Here is an 18,133-nt window from a genome sequence, read left to right on the forward strand (position 1 = left end):
TAGCGATGAGGCCCGACCTGGCGACACGGCTCAAAAGCCTGCACAAACAAAAACGCCCCGACCAAAGTCGGGGCGTTTTCATGTGCAGCTAAGGCTTAGCGCGGGAATGCTGGCGGGTTTACACCGGCCATGTCTTCCATCACGCGAACCACCTGGCAGCTGTAACCGAATTCGTTGTCGTACCAAACGTACAGAACAACGCGGTTGTCTTGGGTGATGGTCGCTTCAGCGTCCACAACGCCTGCGTGGCGCGAACCAACGAAGTCGGTGGAAACCACTTCCTGCGAATTGACGAAGTCGATTTGCTTGTGCAGATCGGAGTGCAGCGCCATGTAGCGCAGGTACTCGTTCATCTCTTCACGGGTGGCGGCTTTCTCAAGGTTCAGGTTGAGAATGGCCATCGACACGTTTGGCGTCGGAACACGGATCGCGTTACCGGTCAGCTTGCCGGCCAGCTCAGGCAAAGCCTTGGCAGCAGCGGTGGCAGCACCGGTCTCGGTGATCACCATGTTCAACGCGGCGCTACGACCACGGCGATCGCCTTTGTGGAAGTTGTCGATCAGGTTCTGGTCGTTGGTGTACGAGTGAACGGTTTCGACGTGACCATTGATGATGCCGAACTTGTCATTCACTGCCTTCAGCACCGGCACGATGGCGTTGGTGGTGCAGGAAGCGGCGGACACGATCTTGTCGTCAGCGGTGATTTCGCCGTGGTTGATGCCGTGAACGATGTTCTTCAGCTTGCCTTTGCCAGGCGCGGTCAGAACAACACGGTCGATACCCGGGCAGGCCAAGTGCTGACCCAGGCCGTCGGCGTCACGCCATACACCGGTGTTGTCCACCAGCAGCGCGTCTTTGATGCCGTACTGGGTGTAATCCACTTCAGTCGGGGTCTTCGCGTAGATAACCTGGATCAGGTTGCCGTTGGCGGTGATGGTGTTGTTTTCTTCATCGATGGTGATGGTGCCGTTGAACGAACCATGTACCGAATCGCGGCGCAGCAGGCTGGCGCGCTTGGTCAGGTCGTTCTCGGCGCCCTTGCGCACCACGATGGCACGCAGACGCAGGCCGTCGCCGCCACCGGTTTTTTCGATCAGGATGCGCGCCAGCAGACGGCCGATACGACCGAAGCCGTACAGCACAACGTCGGTGCCTTTGCGAGCGGAGGCGTTTTGCTGGCCAACCACTTCAGCCATTTCTTCACGAACGAACTGCTCGGCAGTACGGCCATTGCCTTCGACGCGGAATTTGTACGCCAACTTGCCCAAATCTACCGAAGCAGCGCCGAGCTTGAGCTCGCTCATGGCTTTCAGCAGAGGGAATGTTTCGTGGACGGAGAGTTCGCTATCGTCGGAAGAACGATGGCGAGCAAAGCGGTGAGCTTTGAGAATCGCGATGACAGACTGGTTGATCAGGCTGCGGCCATAGATCGAGCTCACCACGTTGTTATTGCGGTAGAGCTGACCGATAAGCGGAATCATCGCTTCTGCGAGTGCTTCACGGTCGATCCATTCACCAAGACACTGGTCGGGCTTCTGAGTCACGGGAACCTTCCACATGTAGGGGCAGAAAAAAGGGGCTACATTATGCCGCCGAGTGCCTCTCGTAGCAATGCGCGCCTGTCGTGCGATCCGTAACAATTTCTTCTTCAAAAAAATTACGCACCGCCGAAGCCCAGTAAAACCGCGGCTTTCAGCGAAGTCAATTTTTTGGAGACATCGCTGTCTTGTCCGTAACCCTCCGTAACACTCGGTCGTTTTGCCACTACATAATCAGTAATTTTCAGCAAAAAACCGGCGTTTTTTGTCTTTACCACTACATTTCGCCAAACCTGCGTAATAGACACAGTCAGCAACTGACAGGCGGCACCCGGGGCCGCTACAATTACCGACTTTGTCGCAACGCTTGGAGCTCAACCTTCCGTGCCCGTTCTGCGTCTACCGCTTCTCCCTGCCGCGGCAGGTAAACAGCACTGGGGCAACCTGCCCGGTGCCGCCCTGAGCCTGGCCATTGCCGAGGCTGCCAGCGCTGCCAAGCGCTTTACCCTGCTACTGACCGCCGACAGCCAAAGTGCCGAGCGGCTGGAGCAGGAGCTGGGTTTCTTCGCCCCGGATTTGCCGGTGCTGCATTTCCCGGACTGGGAAACCCTGCCCTACGATCTGTTTTCGCCACACCAGGACATCATTTCCCAGCGCATCTCTGCTCTATACAGATTGCCGGAGTTGAGTCATGGCGTGCTGGTGGTGCCGATCACCACGGCCCTGCACCGCCTGGCGCCGACCAAATTCCTGCTCGGCAGCAGCCTGGTGCTGGACGTTGGCCAGAAGCTCGACGTCGAACAAATGCGCACCCGGCTTGAGGCCAGCGGTTATCGCTACGTCGACACGGTGTACGAGCACGGCGAATTCACCGTCCGCGGCTCGCTGATCGATCTGTTCCCGATGGGCAGCAAACTGCCCTTCCGGATTGACCTGTTCGATGACGAAATCGAGACGCTGCGTACCTTCGATCCGGAAAACCAGCGCTCCATCGATAAAGTCGACACCGTCCGCTTGCTGCCTGCACGGGAATTCCCGCTGCAGAAAGATGCGGTCACCCGTTTCAAGGCACGCTTTCGCGAGCGCTTCGATGTCGATTTCCGCCGCTGCCCGATCTTTCAGGACTTAAGCAGCGGGATTACACCGGCGGGTATCGAGTACTACTTGCCGCTGTTCTTCGACGAAACCTCGACCCTGTTCGATTACCTGCCCCAGGACACCCAGGTGTTTTCCCTGCCGGGCATCGAGCAGGCGGCGGAAAATTTCTGGAACGACGTGCGTAATCGTTATGAAGAGCGCCGTGTCGATCCGTCCCGTCCTTTATTACCGCCAGCCGAATTGTTCCTGCCGGTGGAGGACTGCTTCGCACGCCTGAAGAACTGGCCGCGCGTCGTCGCCAGCCAACAGGACGTTGAAACCGGTGTCGGCCGCGAGCGCTTCCCGGCGCGAGAACTGCCGAACCTGGCCATCGAAGCCAAGGCTACTCAACCGCTGGCCGCGCTGGCCGGTTTCCTCGACGAGTTCCCGGGTCGTGTGCTGTTTACCGCCGAATCTGCGGGCCGTCGCGAAGTGCTGCTGGAACTGCTGGAGCGCCTGAAGCTGCGACCGAAAACCGTCGACAGCTGGCCCGACTTTGTCGCGAGCAAGGAGCGCTTGGCGATCACCATCGCACCGCTCGACGAAGGTTTGGTGCTCGACGATCCGGCCCTGGCGCTGGTCGCCGAAAGTCCGTTGTTCGGACAGCGCGTGATGCAGCGTCGTCGCCGTGAAAAACGCGCCGACGCCAACAACGACGCCGTGATCAAAAACCTCACCGAACTGCGCGAAGGCGCGCCGGTGGTGCACATCGATCACGGCGTTGGCCGCTATCTGGGCCTGGCGACGCTGGAAATCGACGATCAAGCCGCCGAGTTCCTGACCCTGCAATACGCAGAAGGCGCCAAACTGTACGTGCCGGTGGCCAACCTGCATTTGATTGCCCGTTACACCGGCAGCGACGATGCCCTGGCCCCATTGCACCGTCTCGGCTCGGAAACCTGGCAGAAAGCCAAACGCAAAGCCGCCGAACAGGTGCGCGATGTGGCGGCGGAATTGCTCGACATCTATGCCCGCCGCGCTGCTCGCGAAGGTTATGCCTTCGAAGATCCGAAAGCCGATTACGCCACTTTCAGCGCCGGGTTCCCGTTCGAAGAAACCCCGGACCAGCAAACCACCATCGAAGCCGTGCGCGCCGACATGCTCGCGCCAAAACCGATGGACCGCCTGGTTTGCGGCGATGTCGGTTTCGGCAAGACCGAAGTGGCAATGCGCGCAGCGTTCATTGCGGTGCACGGCGGTCGTCAGGTGGCGATCCTGGTGCCGACCACCCTGCTCGCCCAACAGCACTACAACAGTTTCCGCGACCGCTTCGCCGACTGGCCGGTGACCGTGGAAGTGATGAGCCGCTTCAAGTCGACCAAGGAAGTGAACGCCGCCGTCGCCGACCTCGCCGAAGGCAAGATCGATATCGTCATCGGCACGCACAAGCTGCTGCAAGACGACGTGAAAATCAAAAACCTCGGGCTGGTGATCATCGACGAAGAACACCGTTTCGGTGTCCGTCAGAAAGAACAGCTCAAGGCCCTGCGCAGTGAAGTCGACATCCTCACGCTGACCGCCACGCCAATTCCGCGCACGCTGAACATGGCAGTGTCCGGCATGCGTGACCTGTCGATCATCGCCACGCCGCCGGCCCGTCGCCTGTCGGTGCGGACGTTCGTCATGGAGCAAAACAAAAGTACGGTCAAAGAGGCCTTGCTCCGTGAGCTGCTCCGTGGCGGCCAGGTCTACTACCTGCACAACGACGTGAAGACCATCGAGAAATGCGCCGCTGACCTCGCCGAACTGGTGCCGGAGGCGCGGATCGGCATCGGCCACGGGCAGATGCGCGAGCGTGAACTCGAACAGGTGATGAGCGACTTCTACCACAAGCGCTTCAACGTGCTGATCGCCTCGACCATCATCGAGACCGGCATCGACGTGCCAAGCGCCAACACCATCATCATCGAGCGCGCCGACAAATTTGGCCTGGCACAGTTGCACCAACTGCGCGGCCGCGTCGGTCGCAGTCACCACCAGGCCTATGCTTATCTGCTGACACCGCCGCGCCAGCAAATCACCCCGGATGCAGAAAAGCGCCTGGAAGCGATCGCCAACACTCAGGACCTCGGCGCGGGCTTCGTGCTCGCCACCAACGACCTGGAAATCCGTGGCGCCGGCGAACTGCTGGGCGACGGTCAGAGCGGACAGATTCAGGCGGTCGGCTTCACCCTGTACATGGAGATGCTCGAGCGTGCAGTGAAGTCGATCCGCAAGGGCGAACAACCGAATCTCGATCAGCCGCTGGGCGGTGGTCCGGAAGTCAATCTGCGTGTTCCGGCACTGATTCCCGAAGACTATCTGCCGGATGTCCACGCGCGGCTGATTCTCTACAAACGCATCGCCTCGGCCACCGATGAGGAAGGCCTCAAGGACCTGCAAGTGGAGATGATCGACCGTTTCGGCCTGCTGCCGGAGCCGACCAAGAACCTGATGCGCATCACTGGGCTGAAGTTGCAGGCCGAAGTGCTGGGTATCAAGAAAGTCGACGGCGGCCCGCAAGGCGGCCGGATCGAGTTCGCGGCGCAGACACCGGTCGATCCGCTGACCCTGATCAAACTGATTCAGGGCCAGCCTAAACGCTACAAATTCGAAGGGGCCACGATGTTTAAATTCATGGTCCCGATGGAGCGCCCGGAAGAGCGCTTTAATACTGTAGAGGCGTTGCTTGAATGCCTCATTCCGAAAACTGCTTGAAGGACGCCGCATGCGCCTGTTTCGTTTACTGACCTTGCTGACCACCCTGGTCACCCCCACGGCGTTTGCCGATGACCTGTATCAGATCGAAATGATTCTGGTCCGGCAAAACGCCGTGCCCGCCATCGTCAGCCGCGCCGCGCCGGAAGACTGGGCCGCCGGCGCCCAGCAAATCCGCCCCGAGAGCCTGCGTACGCCGAGCCTGAATGGCGAAGTGGAAAAACTCACCGCCAGCAATGAATACACGGTGTTGCTGCACAAGGCCTGGCAGCAAAATCTCGGCGAAGAAGCCAGCAAAATTGCAATCAGCGATGGCAAGGAACAGTTCGGTCAGTTCCCGATCGAAGGCACGCTGAACCTGAAACTGGGGCGCTTCACCGACGTTGACGCCGACTTCTGGGTCAACCAGATCGACGCCAACGGCATGGTGACCGCCAGCGAACGCCTCAAGCAAGAAAGCCACACCAAGAACGGCCTGCTGAACTTCCTCGACAACGGCCACCTCGGCCTGCTGATCAAGATCACCTCGCTCACCGCCCCTGCGCCTCGGCCAGTCCCCGAACAAATTCCGGACTGATTGAAGTCCCTATGCCCGCGACCCTGAGCAAACCCCTGGCACCTTCATGGGTCAGTCGATTCAAGGAACAAAGCCTGGAGCGCGGCCGCCGCTATGCGCTGGAGAACCGCGTCAGGATCGTGGAAGTCGGCGACGCAACCATTACGGCCGCGTGCGAAGGTTCTGGCGGTAACGTTTACCGTCAGACCATTCGCCTGCGCGAGTCAGCAAAAAGCACTCTGCTGATGGTAGATGCCACGTGTACATGCCCGGTCCGCAGCAACTGCAAACATTGCGCAGCCGTGCTGTTGAAGGTGCAGGAAACCCTCGCCTACCCCGCCGCCGCTCAAGACGCCGAATTGCTGGAAAAACTCCAGGCCGTACTGGAAAACCGCAGCCCGAAAGCACCGCCGCAAGTGCTGGTGGACAACGTGCAACCGGTGCCGCGCCTGTGGCTGGCGAGCATTGAGTTCAGCGCCTTCGAGCCGCGCAACGGCAAGATGCAGCGTTACATCCAGCATCGCGCTGCGTTGTCCTTCAGCTATCTGGATGAATACGTTAGCGGGCAGAAAAACGCCGACATCCTGATACGTCAGGAGGCGCAGACATTACGGATAAAACGCCACCCGGAAGTCGAACAGGCCTACAGGGAACAGTTACGAATCCTCGGCTTCAAGATCGCCACCCGCCAAAGTAAAGCCTTGCCGGAAAGTGCTGGCGAACTCTATGAGATGGTCAATGACAGTGCCTGGCTGACCTTCACGCTCAATGAGTTGCCGAAGCTGCGCACCCAAGGCTGGGAGTTGCAGATCGACGAGGATTTCGGTTTCGACCTGACCGCCGTGGACGACTGGTACGCCACCGTCGAACAGGCGCCGGAGCGCGACTGGTTTGATCTGGAACTGGGGATCATCGTCAATGGTGAGCGGCTGAGTCTGCTGCCCATCCTGTTGAACCTGATGCGCTCCCACACCGAGATCCTCAACCCGGAACGCCTCGCACGACGTCGCGACGATGAATTGATTTTGGTGAACATTCCCCATCGCCCGAACTCCGAGCATGGGCCGTTGCAAGTCGCCCTGCCCTTTGGCCGATTGAAACCGGTGTTGGCGACCCTCGGCGAGTTCTATCTGCAAGAGCCCGGCGAAACCACGCTACGCCTGAGCAAGGCCGACGCGACGCGCCTGAATCCGCTGGAAGACCTGCCGCTGCTCTGGGAAGGTGGCGAACAGATGCGCAGCTTTGCCCAGCGCCTGCGGGACATCAAGGACTACACCGCGACAGCGCCGGAAGGCTTGAACGCGACCTTGCGTCCCTATCAGCTGGAAGGCTTGAGCTGGATGCAGTCGCTGCGACAACTGGAGGTTGGCGGGATTCTCGCGGATGACATGGGCCTGGGCAAAACCCTACAAACCCTGGCGCATGTTCTCAGTGAGAAAAACGCCGGGCGCCTCGATCGTCCGTGCATGGTAGTGATGCCCACCAGCCTGATTCCCAACTGGCTCGACGAAGCGGCGCACTTCACGCCGCAACTGAAAGTGCTGGCACTGTACGGCGCCAGTCGTAAAAAGCATTTCGACAGTCTGGCCGATTACGACCTGATCCTGACCACCTACGCGCTGCTGCCCAAGGACGTCGAACGCCTGGCCGCACAGCCACTGCATGTGTTGGTGCTGGACGAAGCGCAATACATCAAGAACCCCAACAGCAAAGCCGCCCACGCCGCGCGCGAACTGAATGCACGTCAGCGTTTGTGCCTGAGCGGTACGCCACTGGAAAACCACCTGGGTGAGCTGTGGTCGCTGTTTCACTTCCTGCTGCCCGGCTGGCTCGGCGACGTGAAGAGCTTCAACCGCGATTACCGCGTGCCGATTGAAAAGCGCGCCAGCGAAGTACGACTTCAACACCTCAACGGCAGGATCAAACCGTTCCTGTTGCGCAGGACAAAAGAGCAGGTGGCTACGGAATTGCCGCCGAAAACGGAGATCATCCATTGGGTCGAGCTCAACGAAGCCCAGCGTGACGTGTACGAAACCATGCGCTTGGCGATGGACAAGAAAGTCCGCGACGAAATCACCCGCAAAGGTGTGGCACGCAGCCAGATCATCATCCTTGAGGCGTTGCTGAAGCTGCGTCAGGTCTGCTGCGACTTGCGCCTGGTCAACGACGCGGCCCTGCCGACGCGCGGAAGTACCTCGGGCAAGCTCGACAGCCTGATGGAAATGCTTGAGGAGTTGTTCGAGGAAGGCCGACGGATTCTGCTGTTTTCGCAGTTCACTTCGATGCTTGCGTTAATCGAGGTCGAACTGAAGAAGCGCGGCGTGGAGTATGCGTTGCTGACCGGACAGACTCGCGACCGACGCTCCCCGGTGAAAGATTTCCAGAGTGGCAAGCGTCAGATCTTTCTGATCAGCTTGAAGGCAGGCGGTGTTGGCTTGAATCTGACGGAAGCGGATACGGTGATTCACTACGACCCGTGGTGGAACCCGGCGACGGAAAACCAGGCAACTGACCGCGCGTATCGCATCGGCCAGGAGAAACCGGTGTTCGTTTACAAGATGATTGCCCGGGGCACGGTGGAAGAGAAAATTCAGCACCTGCAGAAGGAAAAATCCGACTTGGCGGCAGGCGTGCTGGATGGGCGCAAGGCTGGGGACTGGAAGTTGCAGAGTGATGATATTGAGGCGTTGTTTGCGCCGCTGCCGGAGAAAATCGATAAGTAGTGGCGGCAGTTAAATCGCTATCGCTGGCAAGCCAGCTCCTACAAGGGATAACTCGATACCTGTAGGAGCGAGCGGTGCGGCGACCCGACTTGCCCGCGAAGGGAGCGACTCGGCCTAAAGGCTATCTCAGCCCTTCAACACCCGCGCCAACGTCGACTTCACCTTGCCCATCCCGTCATGCAACGCCTGCTCGATCTCGGCCATGGTAATCACCGCCGTCGACTTGCCCGCCGCCGGGTTCACCACCAGCGCCAAGCACGCGTAATCCAGTTCCAGCTCACGCGCCAATGCCGCTTCCGGCATGCCGGTCATGCCGACGATGTCGCAACCGTCGCGTTCCAGACGCGCGATCTCCGCCACCGTTTCCAGGCGCGGTCCCTGCGTGCAGGCATACACGCCATGACTGCTGTAGCCAACGCCTTCAGCCGCCAATGCCGCGATCAATTGCTTGCGCAGCGGTTCGCTGTAGGGATAGCTGAAGTCGATATGGGTAACCTGTTCCAGGTCATCGGCAAAATAGGTGTGTTCGCGACCGCTGGTGTAATCGATCAGTTGATGCGGCACACAGAAATGCCCGGTGCCCATCGCGGCATGAATTCCGCCGACAGCATTGACCGCAAGAATCGCTTCGGCGCCAGCCTGCTTTAGCGCCCAGAGGTTGGCGCGGTAGTTCACCTGATGCGGCGGGAAACGGTGCGGGTGACCATGACGTGCGAGGAACAGCACTTCCTTGCCGGCGTACTCACCGATCTGCACCTCGGCCGAAGGCGTGCCGTAAGGGGTGTCCACCGCCAGTGACTGACGAATGCTCAGGCCTTCCAGTTGAGTCAGGCCGGTGCCACCGATAATCGCGTAAACCGTCATAACGTAAAGTCCTTATTCAATCAGTTGAGCGTCTTTGAGCGCACCAATGGCCGTCAGCCAGCGCGGGTCTTGACGGTATTCAGTGCTGGCATACGACTGGCCGCGCATCCGGGCAATGCGCTCGGACGGCTTGACCTTCAGACGCTGGGCGGCACTCAGCGCGAGCTCCGCAGCGGCGCGGTCGTTGCACACCAGGCCCATGTCGCAACCAGCGCTCAGCGCGGCTTCGATACGGCTGGCAGCATCGCCGACCACGTGAGCGCCGGCCATCGACAGGTCGTCGCTGAAGATCACGCCGTCGAACTGCAACTCGCCGCGCAGGATGTCCTGCAACCAGCGACGGGAGAAGCCTGCCGGCTGGGAGTCGACTTGCGGGTAAATGACGTGGGCCGGCATGACGGCGGCCAGTTGCTTGCTCAACCTGGCGAACGGCACCAGATCGTTGGCGCGGATTTCATCGAGGCTGCGCTCGTCATTCGGGATCGCGACGTGGGAATCGGCCTCCGCCCAGCCGTGGCCAGGGAAGTGCTTACCGGTAGCGGCCATGCCGGCGCTGTTCATGCCACGGATAAATGCACCCGCCAGCAGCGCGGCGCGTTCCGGGTCACCTTCGAAAGAACGGGTACCGACCACGGCACTGCGCTGGTAATCCAGGTCCAGCACCGGGGCAAAGCTCAGGTCCAGGCCGACGGCCAACACTTCGGTCGCCATGATCCAGCCGCACTGCTCGGCCAGGTATTCGGCGTTCGGGTTGTCGGCAATGGCGCGCATGGCCGGCAGTCGCACGAAGCCCTGGCGCAGGCGCTGCACCCGACCGCCCTCCTGATCCACTGCCAGCAGCAGATCAGGTCGAACGGCACGGATGGCGGCGCTCAGTTCGCGCACCTGGCGCGGGTGTTCAATGTTGCGGGCAAAAATGATCAGGCCACCCACTTCCGGCTGGCGTAACAATTGGCGATCTTCAGCCGTCAGCCAGGTACCGGCGACGTCCACCATCAACGAGCCTTGCAGGCGAGCAGTCATAGAGATTCCTTGATAACGATAAACCCGACTCGCACGCGTTCGCCGCCGTGGGCTTTGCCCGGCAGGTCGGCGATATCTATGGGGAGCGGGTTCAGAACGAGAGTCGGCATGGGCGGCTAGCTTAGCGGATGTCAGCTGCCGCGCCCACCCGTGCGCGGTTAAACCTTGGCGGCAACCTGTGTCGATTTGCTGCGCGGACGCAATTGCGCAGTGGCCATGGCCGTGTCGGTCACGCCGGTTTCGGCACGCATGCCAGCGGCCAGGAACGGCACCATCAGGCGCATCACTTGCTCAATGGAGGTGTTGACGCCGAAATCGGTCTCGGCAATCGCGCGCAAGGCCTTGATACCGGACATGCTGAACGCCGCAGCACCCAGCATGAAGTGCACACGCCAGAACAGCTCGATCGGCGGAATGCGTGGCGCGGCTTCGTTGACCAGCATCATGTATCGACGGAATACCTTGCCGTACATGTCTTCCAGATAACGACGCAGATGACCCTGGCTCTGACTGAACGCCAGCCCCAGCAAACGCATGAAAATCGAGAGATCGTTGCCGCTACGTGGTTGCACCACGAGGGCTTGCTCGACGAGGATTTCGAGCAGTTCTTCAAGTGTCGGCTTGTTCTCGGGCTTGGCCTGACGCCGCTCCAGCTCTTTATCAAGGCTTAAACAGAACGGCCCGAGAAAGCGCGAGAAGACGGCTTGAATCAGCGCCTTCTTCGACCCGAAGTGATAGTTCACCGCCGCCAGATTGACACCGGCCTTGCTGGTGATCAGACGCAACGAGGTTTCTGCGAAACCTTTTTCCGCGAACAACTGCTCGGCAGCATCAAGAATGCGTTCAACGGTTTCCGACTGGGCCATGGCTACTCCGCCTGACAAACACTTGTTTGAAACATACGTTTCAGTCCAGGCCTTGTCAAGTCTGGCGGTTCGTTTTGGGAATGGCCGGTCAGCTATTTAACCATACAACGACGACGCTTTAATCAGCCGGCTGATCGACCGTCTGGCGGCCGGTAAAAAAAGGGGCATTGCCAAGTCGCTTTCACTGTATATAATCCCAGTCACTGTATAAAAAGACAGAGCGATCAATATGCTAAAGCTGACGCCACGCCAAGCCGAGATTCTGGCCTTCATCAAACGCTGCCTGGAAGACAACGGCTACCCGCCGACCCGCGCGGAAATCGCTCAGGAACTGGGTTTCAAATCGCCCAACGCAGCGGAAGAACACCTCAAGGCGCTGGCTCGCAAGGGTGCGATCGAGATGACGCCGGGCGCATCCCGCGGCATCCGCATCCCTGGCTTCGAAGCCAAGGCCGACGAATCCACCCTGCCCATCATTGGCCGAGTGGCTGCCGGTGCACCGATCCTTGCCCAGCAGCACATCGAAGAATCCTGCAACATCAACCCTGCCTTTTTCCATCCTCGCGCTGACTATTTACTTCGCGTTCATGGCATGAGCATGAAGGACGTGGGCATTTTCGACGGCGACCTGCTGGCGGTCCATACCACCCGTGAGGCCCGCAACGGCCAGATTGTGGTGGCGCGGATCGGCGACGAAGTAACGGTCAAACGCTTCAAGCGTGACGGCAGCAAAGTCTGGCTGATTGCAGAAAACCCTGAATTCGCCCCTATCGAAGTGAACCTGAAAGATCAGGAACTGGTGATCGAAGGCTTGAGTGTCGGCGTCATTCGCCGCTAAAGGAGGCTTTATGCAGTTCCCACACACATCACAGCAAGCCCAACTGCCGTTGTTCGAGGCATTCATGGTGCAGCCGATGGCACCGATTCTGAAGGATGTGGTCGAGTCGCCCTGGAGCGTCGAACCTGAAGTTTTCAGTGAGCTGTCATTGCGTGGTGCGGCCGGGAACTGCCTGAACCTTCTGGCACCGATCCTCAGGGAACTGAGCGAGGATCAGGACGCGCGCTGGCTGACATTGATCGCCCCGCCGGCCAGCCTGACACAAACCTGGCTTCGAGAAGCTGGCCTGAATCGTGAACGCATTCTGTTGCTGCAACCGCGTGGCACCCAGAGTGCACAACAGCTGACCTGCGAAGCGTTGCGTCTGGGTCGCAGCCACACGGTCGTCAGCTGGCTCAATCCACTGAGCACCACTTCACGGCAACAGTTGATCAGCGCTGCCCGGACCGGGGACGCACAAAGTCTGAACATTCGACTGGGTTAAACGAAGCACGCACTGAACTGCGCAGGGCTTCTCCAAGGATAGAGAAGCCGGTCTGTAGCGGTATCAGGAAAAAGCGACGAACGGGATCAATGAAGGACCCGCGAGCTCTCATCCGTATTGAAATCACCCTCAACCAAGCGGCCAGCCATCTGAACGCCGACGCTCAACATCGCTTTGGCGACTTCCACGTGTTGGCCCTGCAGGAACGCTTTGGCATCCTCAGAGAAATCCAAAGTAACCAGAGAACCCTCGTCCTCGGCCCTGCGCAGCTCGATTCGGCCGTCTGGTAACTCGACAATTTCTAGAAAGGACGTTGGCATAAAGGTCTGTTCTCCACGAAAGGCGGCGATTATATAGGCATCGGACAGGCTTCGCTCAGGATCTTGACCAGATGCCATTACGAAGAGACATTTCTCACAGCACTCATCCCTGAAACGGACAGCCCATCGGCCCCTCCGTTAAACACTCAATCCTTCAGCACTCGTTCAACCCTTCGCGGAAACGAATCGCCAAGCCTTTCAGGTTCTGACGCCAGCTCTCCAACTCCTCCCGGCTCAGCTCTTCCGGCGAATCTTCTTCATCCAGATTAACGGCCAGGATCAGCGGCTGTGTCACGTCCCCCTTGGGTTTGTGCGGTGCACGCGGCGGTTGGAACAACGCAGCATGAGCCGACAGCAGCTTGGCCAGCCAGGTTTCCGGGTTTTGCGCCAACTCGACCATCTCGGCCATTTCGGGAATGGCAATGGCTTCCAGCACTTCCCGAGTCAGCAACATCTCCGCCCGAGGCGCATTGGCCTGAGGCAAGCGATAGAAACCGGCAATTTCATGGCACAGCCCCAGTAACGCACCGTACAAGTGAAACAACGCCGATTCGCGCCCGGCCTGAATCAGCGCCAGGGAGTTCATCGCCCGCCCCTCTTCAGCCTTGGCGAGGGCCTCCAGCGACAGGCCGGCGAAATAAATCTTCTGATTGGTACGGGTATAGAGTTCGTGGGCCATGACGGCAGCCTCCACAACGAAATAATTGCTTCACGCAGGTCAGACAGTGTCGTGGATCACCCAAGCACACCGCAAGCCCAAAACAAAAAGGCCGCATGAAAACCCGAGGGTTGTCATGCGGCCTTTCAAGTACAGCGCTGTTTAAGCTTTGGCTGCTGGACGCTTGTCTTCAACCGTCCACTTGCCACCGTCGTAATACGCTTTCCAGCCAGTCGGCTTACCGTCGACTTCCGTCTGCACGTACTGCTCCTTGGTCTTGCGGCTGTAACGGATCACGGCAGGGAGACCGTCCGGGTCCTTTTTCGGCGCTTCACAGAGGAAGTGGTACTTCGGATCGATTTCATCTTTGTGCGGGATAATTTCCATGACCAGCGGAGCACGGGTCTCGCGGTTTTTCGGGAACTGGCTGGCTGCCAGGAACAGACCGGAAGCACCGTCGCGCAGGATGTAGGTGTCGTTGACCTTTTCGCATTTCAGCTCAGGCATCTTCACCGGGTCCATCTTCGGCGGCGCCGCATCACCGCTTTTCAGCAGTTTGCGGGTGTTCTTGCACGTTGCGTTGGTGCAACCGAAGAACTTGCCGAAACGGCCAGTCTTGAGCTGCATCTCGCTGCCACACTTGTCGCATTCCAGGCTCGGACCTTCGTAGCCCTTGATGCGATAGGTGCCCTCTTCGATTTCGTAGCCGTCGCAATCCGGGTTGTTGCCACAGATGTGCAGTTTGCGCTTCTCGTCGAGCAGGTAAGCGTCCATCGCCGTGCTGCAGATCGGGCAACGATGCTTGCCACGCAGCACCAGCGATTCCGACTCACCCTCGTCGTCCGCGGCGATTTCATCACCCGGCACCAGGTTGACGGTGGCCTTGCAGCGCTCTTTCGGCGGCAGGCTGTAACCCGAGCAACCGAGGAACACGCCGGTCGATGCGGTACGGATCTGCATCGGACGGCCACAGGTCAGGCACGGAATGTCGGTCATCACCGGCTGGTTGGCACGCATGCCGTTTTCCGGGCTTTCGGCTACTTCGAGCTTCTTCTTGAAGTCGCCGTAGAACTCGTCCAGCACGTTTTTCCAGTCGCGCTCGCCCTGAGCCACGTCATCGAGGTTCTCTTCCATGCCGGCGGTGAAGCCGTAGTCCATGAGATTAGAGAAGCTCTCGGATAGACGCTCGGTGACGATGTCACCCATCTTTTCCGAGTAGAAACGACGGTTGTGCAGCGCTACATAACCACGGTCCTGGATGGTCGAAATGATCGCCGCGTAGGTCGAAGGACGACCGATACCGCGTTTTTCCATTTCTTTCACCAGGCTCGCTTCCGAGTAACGCGCCGGCGGCTTGGTGAAGTGCTGGGTCGGATCAAGCTTGATCAGCTTCATCGCGTCGCCCTGGGCCATGTCCGGCAGCACGTCATCATCGCCAGGCTTGGCGATTTGCGGCATGACGCGGGTGTAACCGTCGAACTTGAGGATGCGGCCCTTGGCGCGCAGCTCGAAATCGCCGGCACCGACGGTGACCGTGGTCGACAGGTATTGCGCCGGCAGCATCTGGCAGGCGAGGAACTGGCGCCAGATCAGCTCGTAAAGCCGCTCTGCATCACGCTCCATGCCCGACAGCTTGCTTGGCTCGGTGTTGGCGTCGGACGGACGAATCGCTTCGTGAGCCTCTTGTGCGCCTTCCTTGCTGCTGTAGACGTTCGGGGTTTCCGGCAGGTACTTCTTGCCAAATTCGCCTTCAATATATGTACGCGCCATCGTCACGGCATCGGCCGAGAGGTTGGTGGAGTCGGTACGCATATAAGTGATGTAGCCGGCTTCGTACAAGCGCTGGGCCATCATCATGGTTTTCTTCACGCCGAAGCCCAGGCGGTTGCTCGCGGCCTGCTGCAGGGTGGACGTGATGAACGGCGCCGACGGCTTGCTGCTGGTCGGCTTGTCTTCGCGCTTGACGATGCTGTAGCTGGAAGCCTTGAGCTTCTCCAGCGCAGCCATGGCCTGGGCTTCGTTCAGCGGCTTGAAGGCTTCGCCCTTCTCGCGAGCCACGTCGAAGCGCACGGTAGCGCCCTTGGCAGTGCCGAGGTCAGCGTGGACTTCCCAGTACTCTTCCGGGTTGAACGCGCGGATTTCACGCTCACGCTCGACCACCAGTTTCACGGCAACCGATTGCACGCGACCGGCGGACAGGCCACGGGCGATCTTGGCCCACAGCAGCGGCGAAACCATGTAACCCACCACGCGATCGAGGAAACGACGCGCCTGCTGGGCGTTGACACGGTCGATGTCCAGTTCGCCTGGTTTGGAGAAGGCTTCCTGAATCGCCTTCTTGGTGATTTCGTTGAACACCACGCGCTTGTAGCGGCTGTCGTCACCACCGATGGCTTCGCGCAGGTGCCAGGCAATGGCTTCCCCCTCGCGATCCAAGTCGGTTGCGAGATAGATGGTGTCAGCATCCTTGGCGAGCCGGCGCAGCTCTTCGATAACCTTTTCCTTGCCCGGGAGGATCTCGTACTTGGCTTTCCAGCCATGATCGGGATCGACACCCATGCGCGAGACCAGCTGCTTGCGCGCTTTCTCTTTAGGCGAGAGCACCGGACCTTCACCCGCAGCGGCTTTGCCGCGCTTGGCGGCTGGCTCTTTGCTGGCGCTAGCCGAACCGCTGGTGGGCAGGTCTCGGATATGGCCGATACTCGACTTCACCACGTATTGGTTACCCAGATACTTGTTGATGGTCTTGGCCTTAGCCGGGGATTCCACAATGACCAGCGATTTGCCCATGGATCAGAAAATTCCTGAATTCTAGAAGTGAAAGGCGGTTGGCGCCTGACGCGGCACCGCTATATATAGTGGCTACAAGGTGAGGTCAAGCGCAGGGTTCTGCGCGCTCTCAGCTTATGGCTTGGTAAAAAGGCTCGGTTCGGCTTGCACCAAAGCAAAGCGTGGCACCTGTTCACCGTCAACCTCGACCGACTCCAGGAACATGCTCAAGGGGCGGACCCAAAAGCCGTAATCGCCATACAGGGCTTGGTAGAAGACCACTTCTTCTTCCGTTTCCGAATGCCGCGCAATACTGAATACGCGGTACTGCGGACCTTTGTAATGTTGGTAGAGCCCAGGTTGTATCGGCATGGTTTGGCCCTCACTCAAATTTTTTCAAAATAAAAACAAAATAAATCCGGAAAAACAAAAACCGGGGCACTTGGCCCCGGCTTCCGTCAACGGAACGCTTAAACGCGTTCGAAGACGGTGGAGATGCCTTGGCCGAGACCAATGCACATGGTGGCTACCCCGAAGGTGCCGCCATTTTGCTTCATCACGTTCAGCAAAGTGCCGGAGATACGTGCACCGGAGCAACCGAACGGGTGACCCAGGGCGATCGCGCCGCCGTGCAGGTTAACCTTCTCGTTCATCTTGTCGAGCACTTTCAGATCTTTCAGCACTGGCAGGGCCTGTGCGGCGAAAGCTTCGTTGAGCTCGAAGAAGTCGATATCGTTGATGCCAAGGCCCGCGCGCTTCAGTGCTTTCTGTGTTGCCGGTACTGGACCATAGCCCATGATTGCCGGGTCCACACCTGCCACTGCCATCGAACGAATCACCGCCAGAGGCTGAATACCGAGGTCCTGTGCACGCTGCGCCGACATTACGATCATGCACGAAGCACCATCGGTGATTTGCGACGAAGTACCGGCTGTCACGGTGCCACCCTTCGGGTTAAACGCTGGCTTCAACGCCGCCAGGCTTTCCAGGGTAGTTTCCGGACGAATGGTTTCGTCGTAGTCGAACAGTTTCAGGAAACCGTTCTCGTCGTAGCCCTGCATCGGGATGATTTCGTCTTTGAACTTGCCTTCCACAGTCGCCTTGTGGGCGAGCTGGTGGGAGCGCACGCCAAAAGCGTCCTGCTGTTCGCGAGTGATGCCGTGCATTTTGCCCAGCATTTCAGCGGTCAGGCCCATCATGCCCGAGGCTTTCGCCGCGTGCAGAGACATGTGCGGGTTCGGATCGACACCGTGCATCATGCTCACGTGGCCCATATGCTCGACGCCGCCAACAACGAACACGTCACCGTTGCCGGTCATGATCGCTTGCGCAGCAGTGTGCAGGGCGCTCATCGACGAGCCGCACAGGCGGCTGACGGTCTGGCCGGCAGCGGTGTGCGGGATCTGAGTCATCAGCGACGCCATGCGAGCGATGTTCCAGCCCTGCTCCAGGGTCTGGTTCACACAGCCCCAGATCACGTCTTCGACTTCGTTCGGGTCGACCTTGACGTTGCGTTCCAGCAACTTGCTGATCAGGTGTGCCGACATATCTTCAGCACGGGTGTTGCGGTGCATGCCGCCCTTGGAGCGGCCCATCGGAGTACGACCGAAGTCGACAATCACGACGTCTCTTGGATTCAAGCTCATAAAATTTCACTCTC

At 59.3% G+C, this 18,133-nt stretch carries 14 protein-coding genes; 5 read left to right on the top strand and 9 right to left on the bottom strand.

Features of this window, described 5'->3' with window-relative positions:
* Positions 1-95: 95 nt before the first annotated feature.
* Positions 96-1,559, bottom strand: coding sequence for a glyceraldehyde-3-phosphate dehydrogenase (locus ACYZUC_RS10295; protein ID WP_461995501.1), 1,464 nt, complete (start codon positions 1,557-1,559; stop codon positions 96-98).
* Between the two features lie 363 nt (positions 1,560-1,922).
* On the opposite strand from ACYZUC_RS10295, the gene mfd reads away from it, so the two are divergent.
* Genes mfd through ACYZUC_RS10310 form a run of 3 tightly spaced genes read left to right on the top strand, consistent with a single transcriptional unit; the run spans position 1,923 to position 8,651 of the window.
* The gene (gene mfd / locus ACYZUC_RS10300) at positions 1,923-5,372 is read left to right on the top strand and encodes a transcription-repair coupling factor (RefSeq protein WP_253402498.1); all 3,450 of its coding nucleotides are present in this window, start codon (positions 1,923-1,925) and stop codon (positions 5,370-5,372) included.
* Between the two features lie 10 nt (positions 5,373-5,382).
* Positions 5,383-5,949 (top strand): CsiV family protein, encoded by a 567-nt coding sequence (locus ACYZUC_RS10305; RefSeq protein ID WP_461995504.1) that lies wholly within the window; start codon positions 5,383-5,385, stop codon positions 5,947-5,949.
* Positions 5,950-5,960: 11 nt separating this feature from the next.
* Complete coding sequence (locus ACYZUC_RS10310) at positions 5,961-8,651, top strand: SNF2-related protein (RefSeq protein WP_461995506.1); 2,691 nt, start codon at positions 5,961-5,963, stop codon at positions 8,649-8,651.
* Positions 8,652-8,777: 126 nt separating this feature from the next.
* Here ACYZUC_RS10310 and ACYZUC_RS10315 read toward each other — a convergent pair whose 3' ends face one another.
* The 3 genes from ACYZUC_RS10315 to ACYZUC_RS10325 form a co-directional block, all read right to left on the bottom strand.
* A complete protein-coding gene (locus ACYZUC_RS10315; RefSeq protein WP_223413923.1) occupies positions 8,778-9,515 on the bottom strand; it encodes an S-methyl-5'-thioinosine phosphorylase in 738 nt (245 codons plus the stop codon).
* Positions 9,516-9,527: 12 nt separating this feature from the next.
* Entirely contained in the window at positions 9,528-10,538 is a 1,011-nt protein-coding gene (gene nagZ / locus ACYZUC_RS10320; RefSeq protein WP_461995509.1) for a beta-N-acetylhexosaminidase, read from the bottom strand.
* 158 nt (positions 10,539-10,696) lie between these two features.
* On the bottom strand, positions 10,697-11,404 hold the full coding sequence (locus ACYZUC_RS10325) for a TetR/AcrR family transcriptional regulator (protein ID WP_008028474.1): 708 nt from the start codon (positions 11,402-11,404) through the stop codon (positions 10,697-10,699).
* A 229-nt stretch (positions 11,405-11,633) separates the two neighbouring features.
* Between ACYZUC_RS10325 and lexA the strand changes: the two genes are divergently transcribed.
* Positions 11,634-12,242 (top strand): transcriptional repressor LexA, encoded by a 609-nt coding sequence (lexA, locus tag ACYZUC_RS10330; RefSeq protein ID WP_007944149.1) that lies wholly within the window; start codon positions 11,634-11,636, stop codon positions 12,240-12,242.
* A gap of 10 nt (positions 12,243-12,252) precedes the next feature.
* On the top strand, positions 12,253-12,726 hold the full coding sequence (gene sulA, locus ACYZUC_RS10335) for an SOS-induced cell division inhibitor SulA (RefSeq protein WP_461995511.1): 474 nt from the start codon (positions 12,253-12,255) through the stop codon (positions 12,724-12,726).
* Positions 12,727-12,812: 86 nt separating this feature from the next.
* Here the strand turns inward: sulA and ACYZUC_RS10340 are convergent, their stop codons facing one another.
* The 5 genes from ACYZUC_RS10340 to fadA all read right to left on the bottom strand — a co-directional run bounded on the left by ACYZUC_RS10340 (position 12,813) and on the right by fadA (position 18,119).
* On the bottom strand, positions 12,813-13,046 hold the full coding sequence (locus ACYZUC_RS10340) for a hypothetical protein (RefSeq protein ID WP_008028479.1): 234 nt from the start codon (positions 13,044-13,046) through the stop codon (positions 12,813-12,815).
* 154 nt (positions 13,047-13,200) lie between these two features.
* Positions 13,201-13,725 (bottom strand): DUF6586 family protein, encoded by a 525-nt coding sequence (locus ACYZUC_RS10345; RefSeq protein ID WP_008028481.1) that lies wholly within the window; start codon positions 13,723-13,725, stop codon positions 13,201-13,203.
* A gap of 141 nt (positions 13,726-13,866) precedes the next feature.
* Positions 13,867-16,494: a type I DNA topoisomerase gene (gene topA, locus ACYZUC_RS10350; protein WP_461995514.1), complete on the bottom strand. Its 2,628-nt coding sequence runs from the start codon at positions 16,492-16,494 to the stop codon at positions 13,867-13,869.
* 114 nt (positions 16,495-16,608) lie between these two features.
* Entirely contained in the window at positions 16,609-16,845 is a 237-nt protein-coding gene (locus tag ACYZUC_RS10355; protein ID WP_008028485.1) for a DUF1653 domain-containing protein, read from the bottom strand.
* Between the two features lie 98 nt (positions 16,846-16,943).
* On the bottom strand, positions 16,944-18,119 hold the full coding sequence (fadA, locus tag ACYZUC_RS10360) for an acetyl-CoA C-acyltransferase FadA (RefSeq protein ID WP_008037712.1): 1,176 nt from the start codon (positions 18,117-18,119) through the stop codon (positions 16,944-16,946).
* Positions 18,120-18,133: the final 14 nt, after the last annotated feature.

Source organism: Pseudomonas sp. GT1P32, from assembly GCF_054897805.1.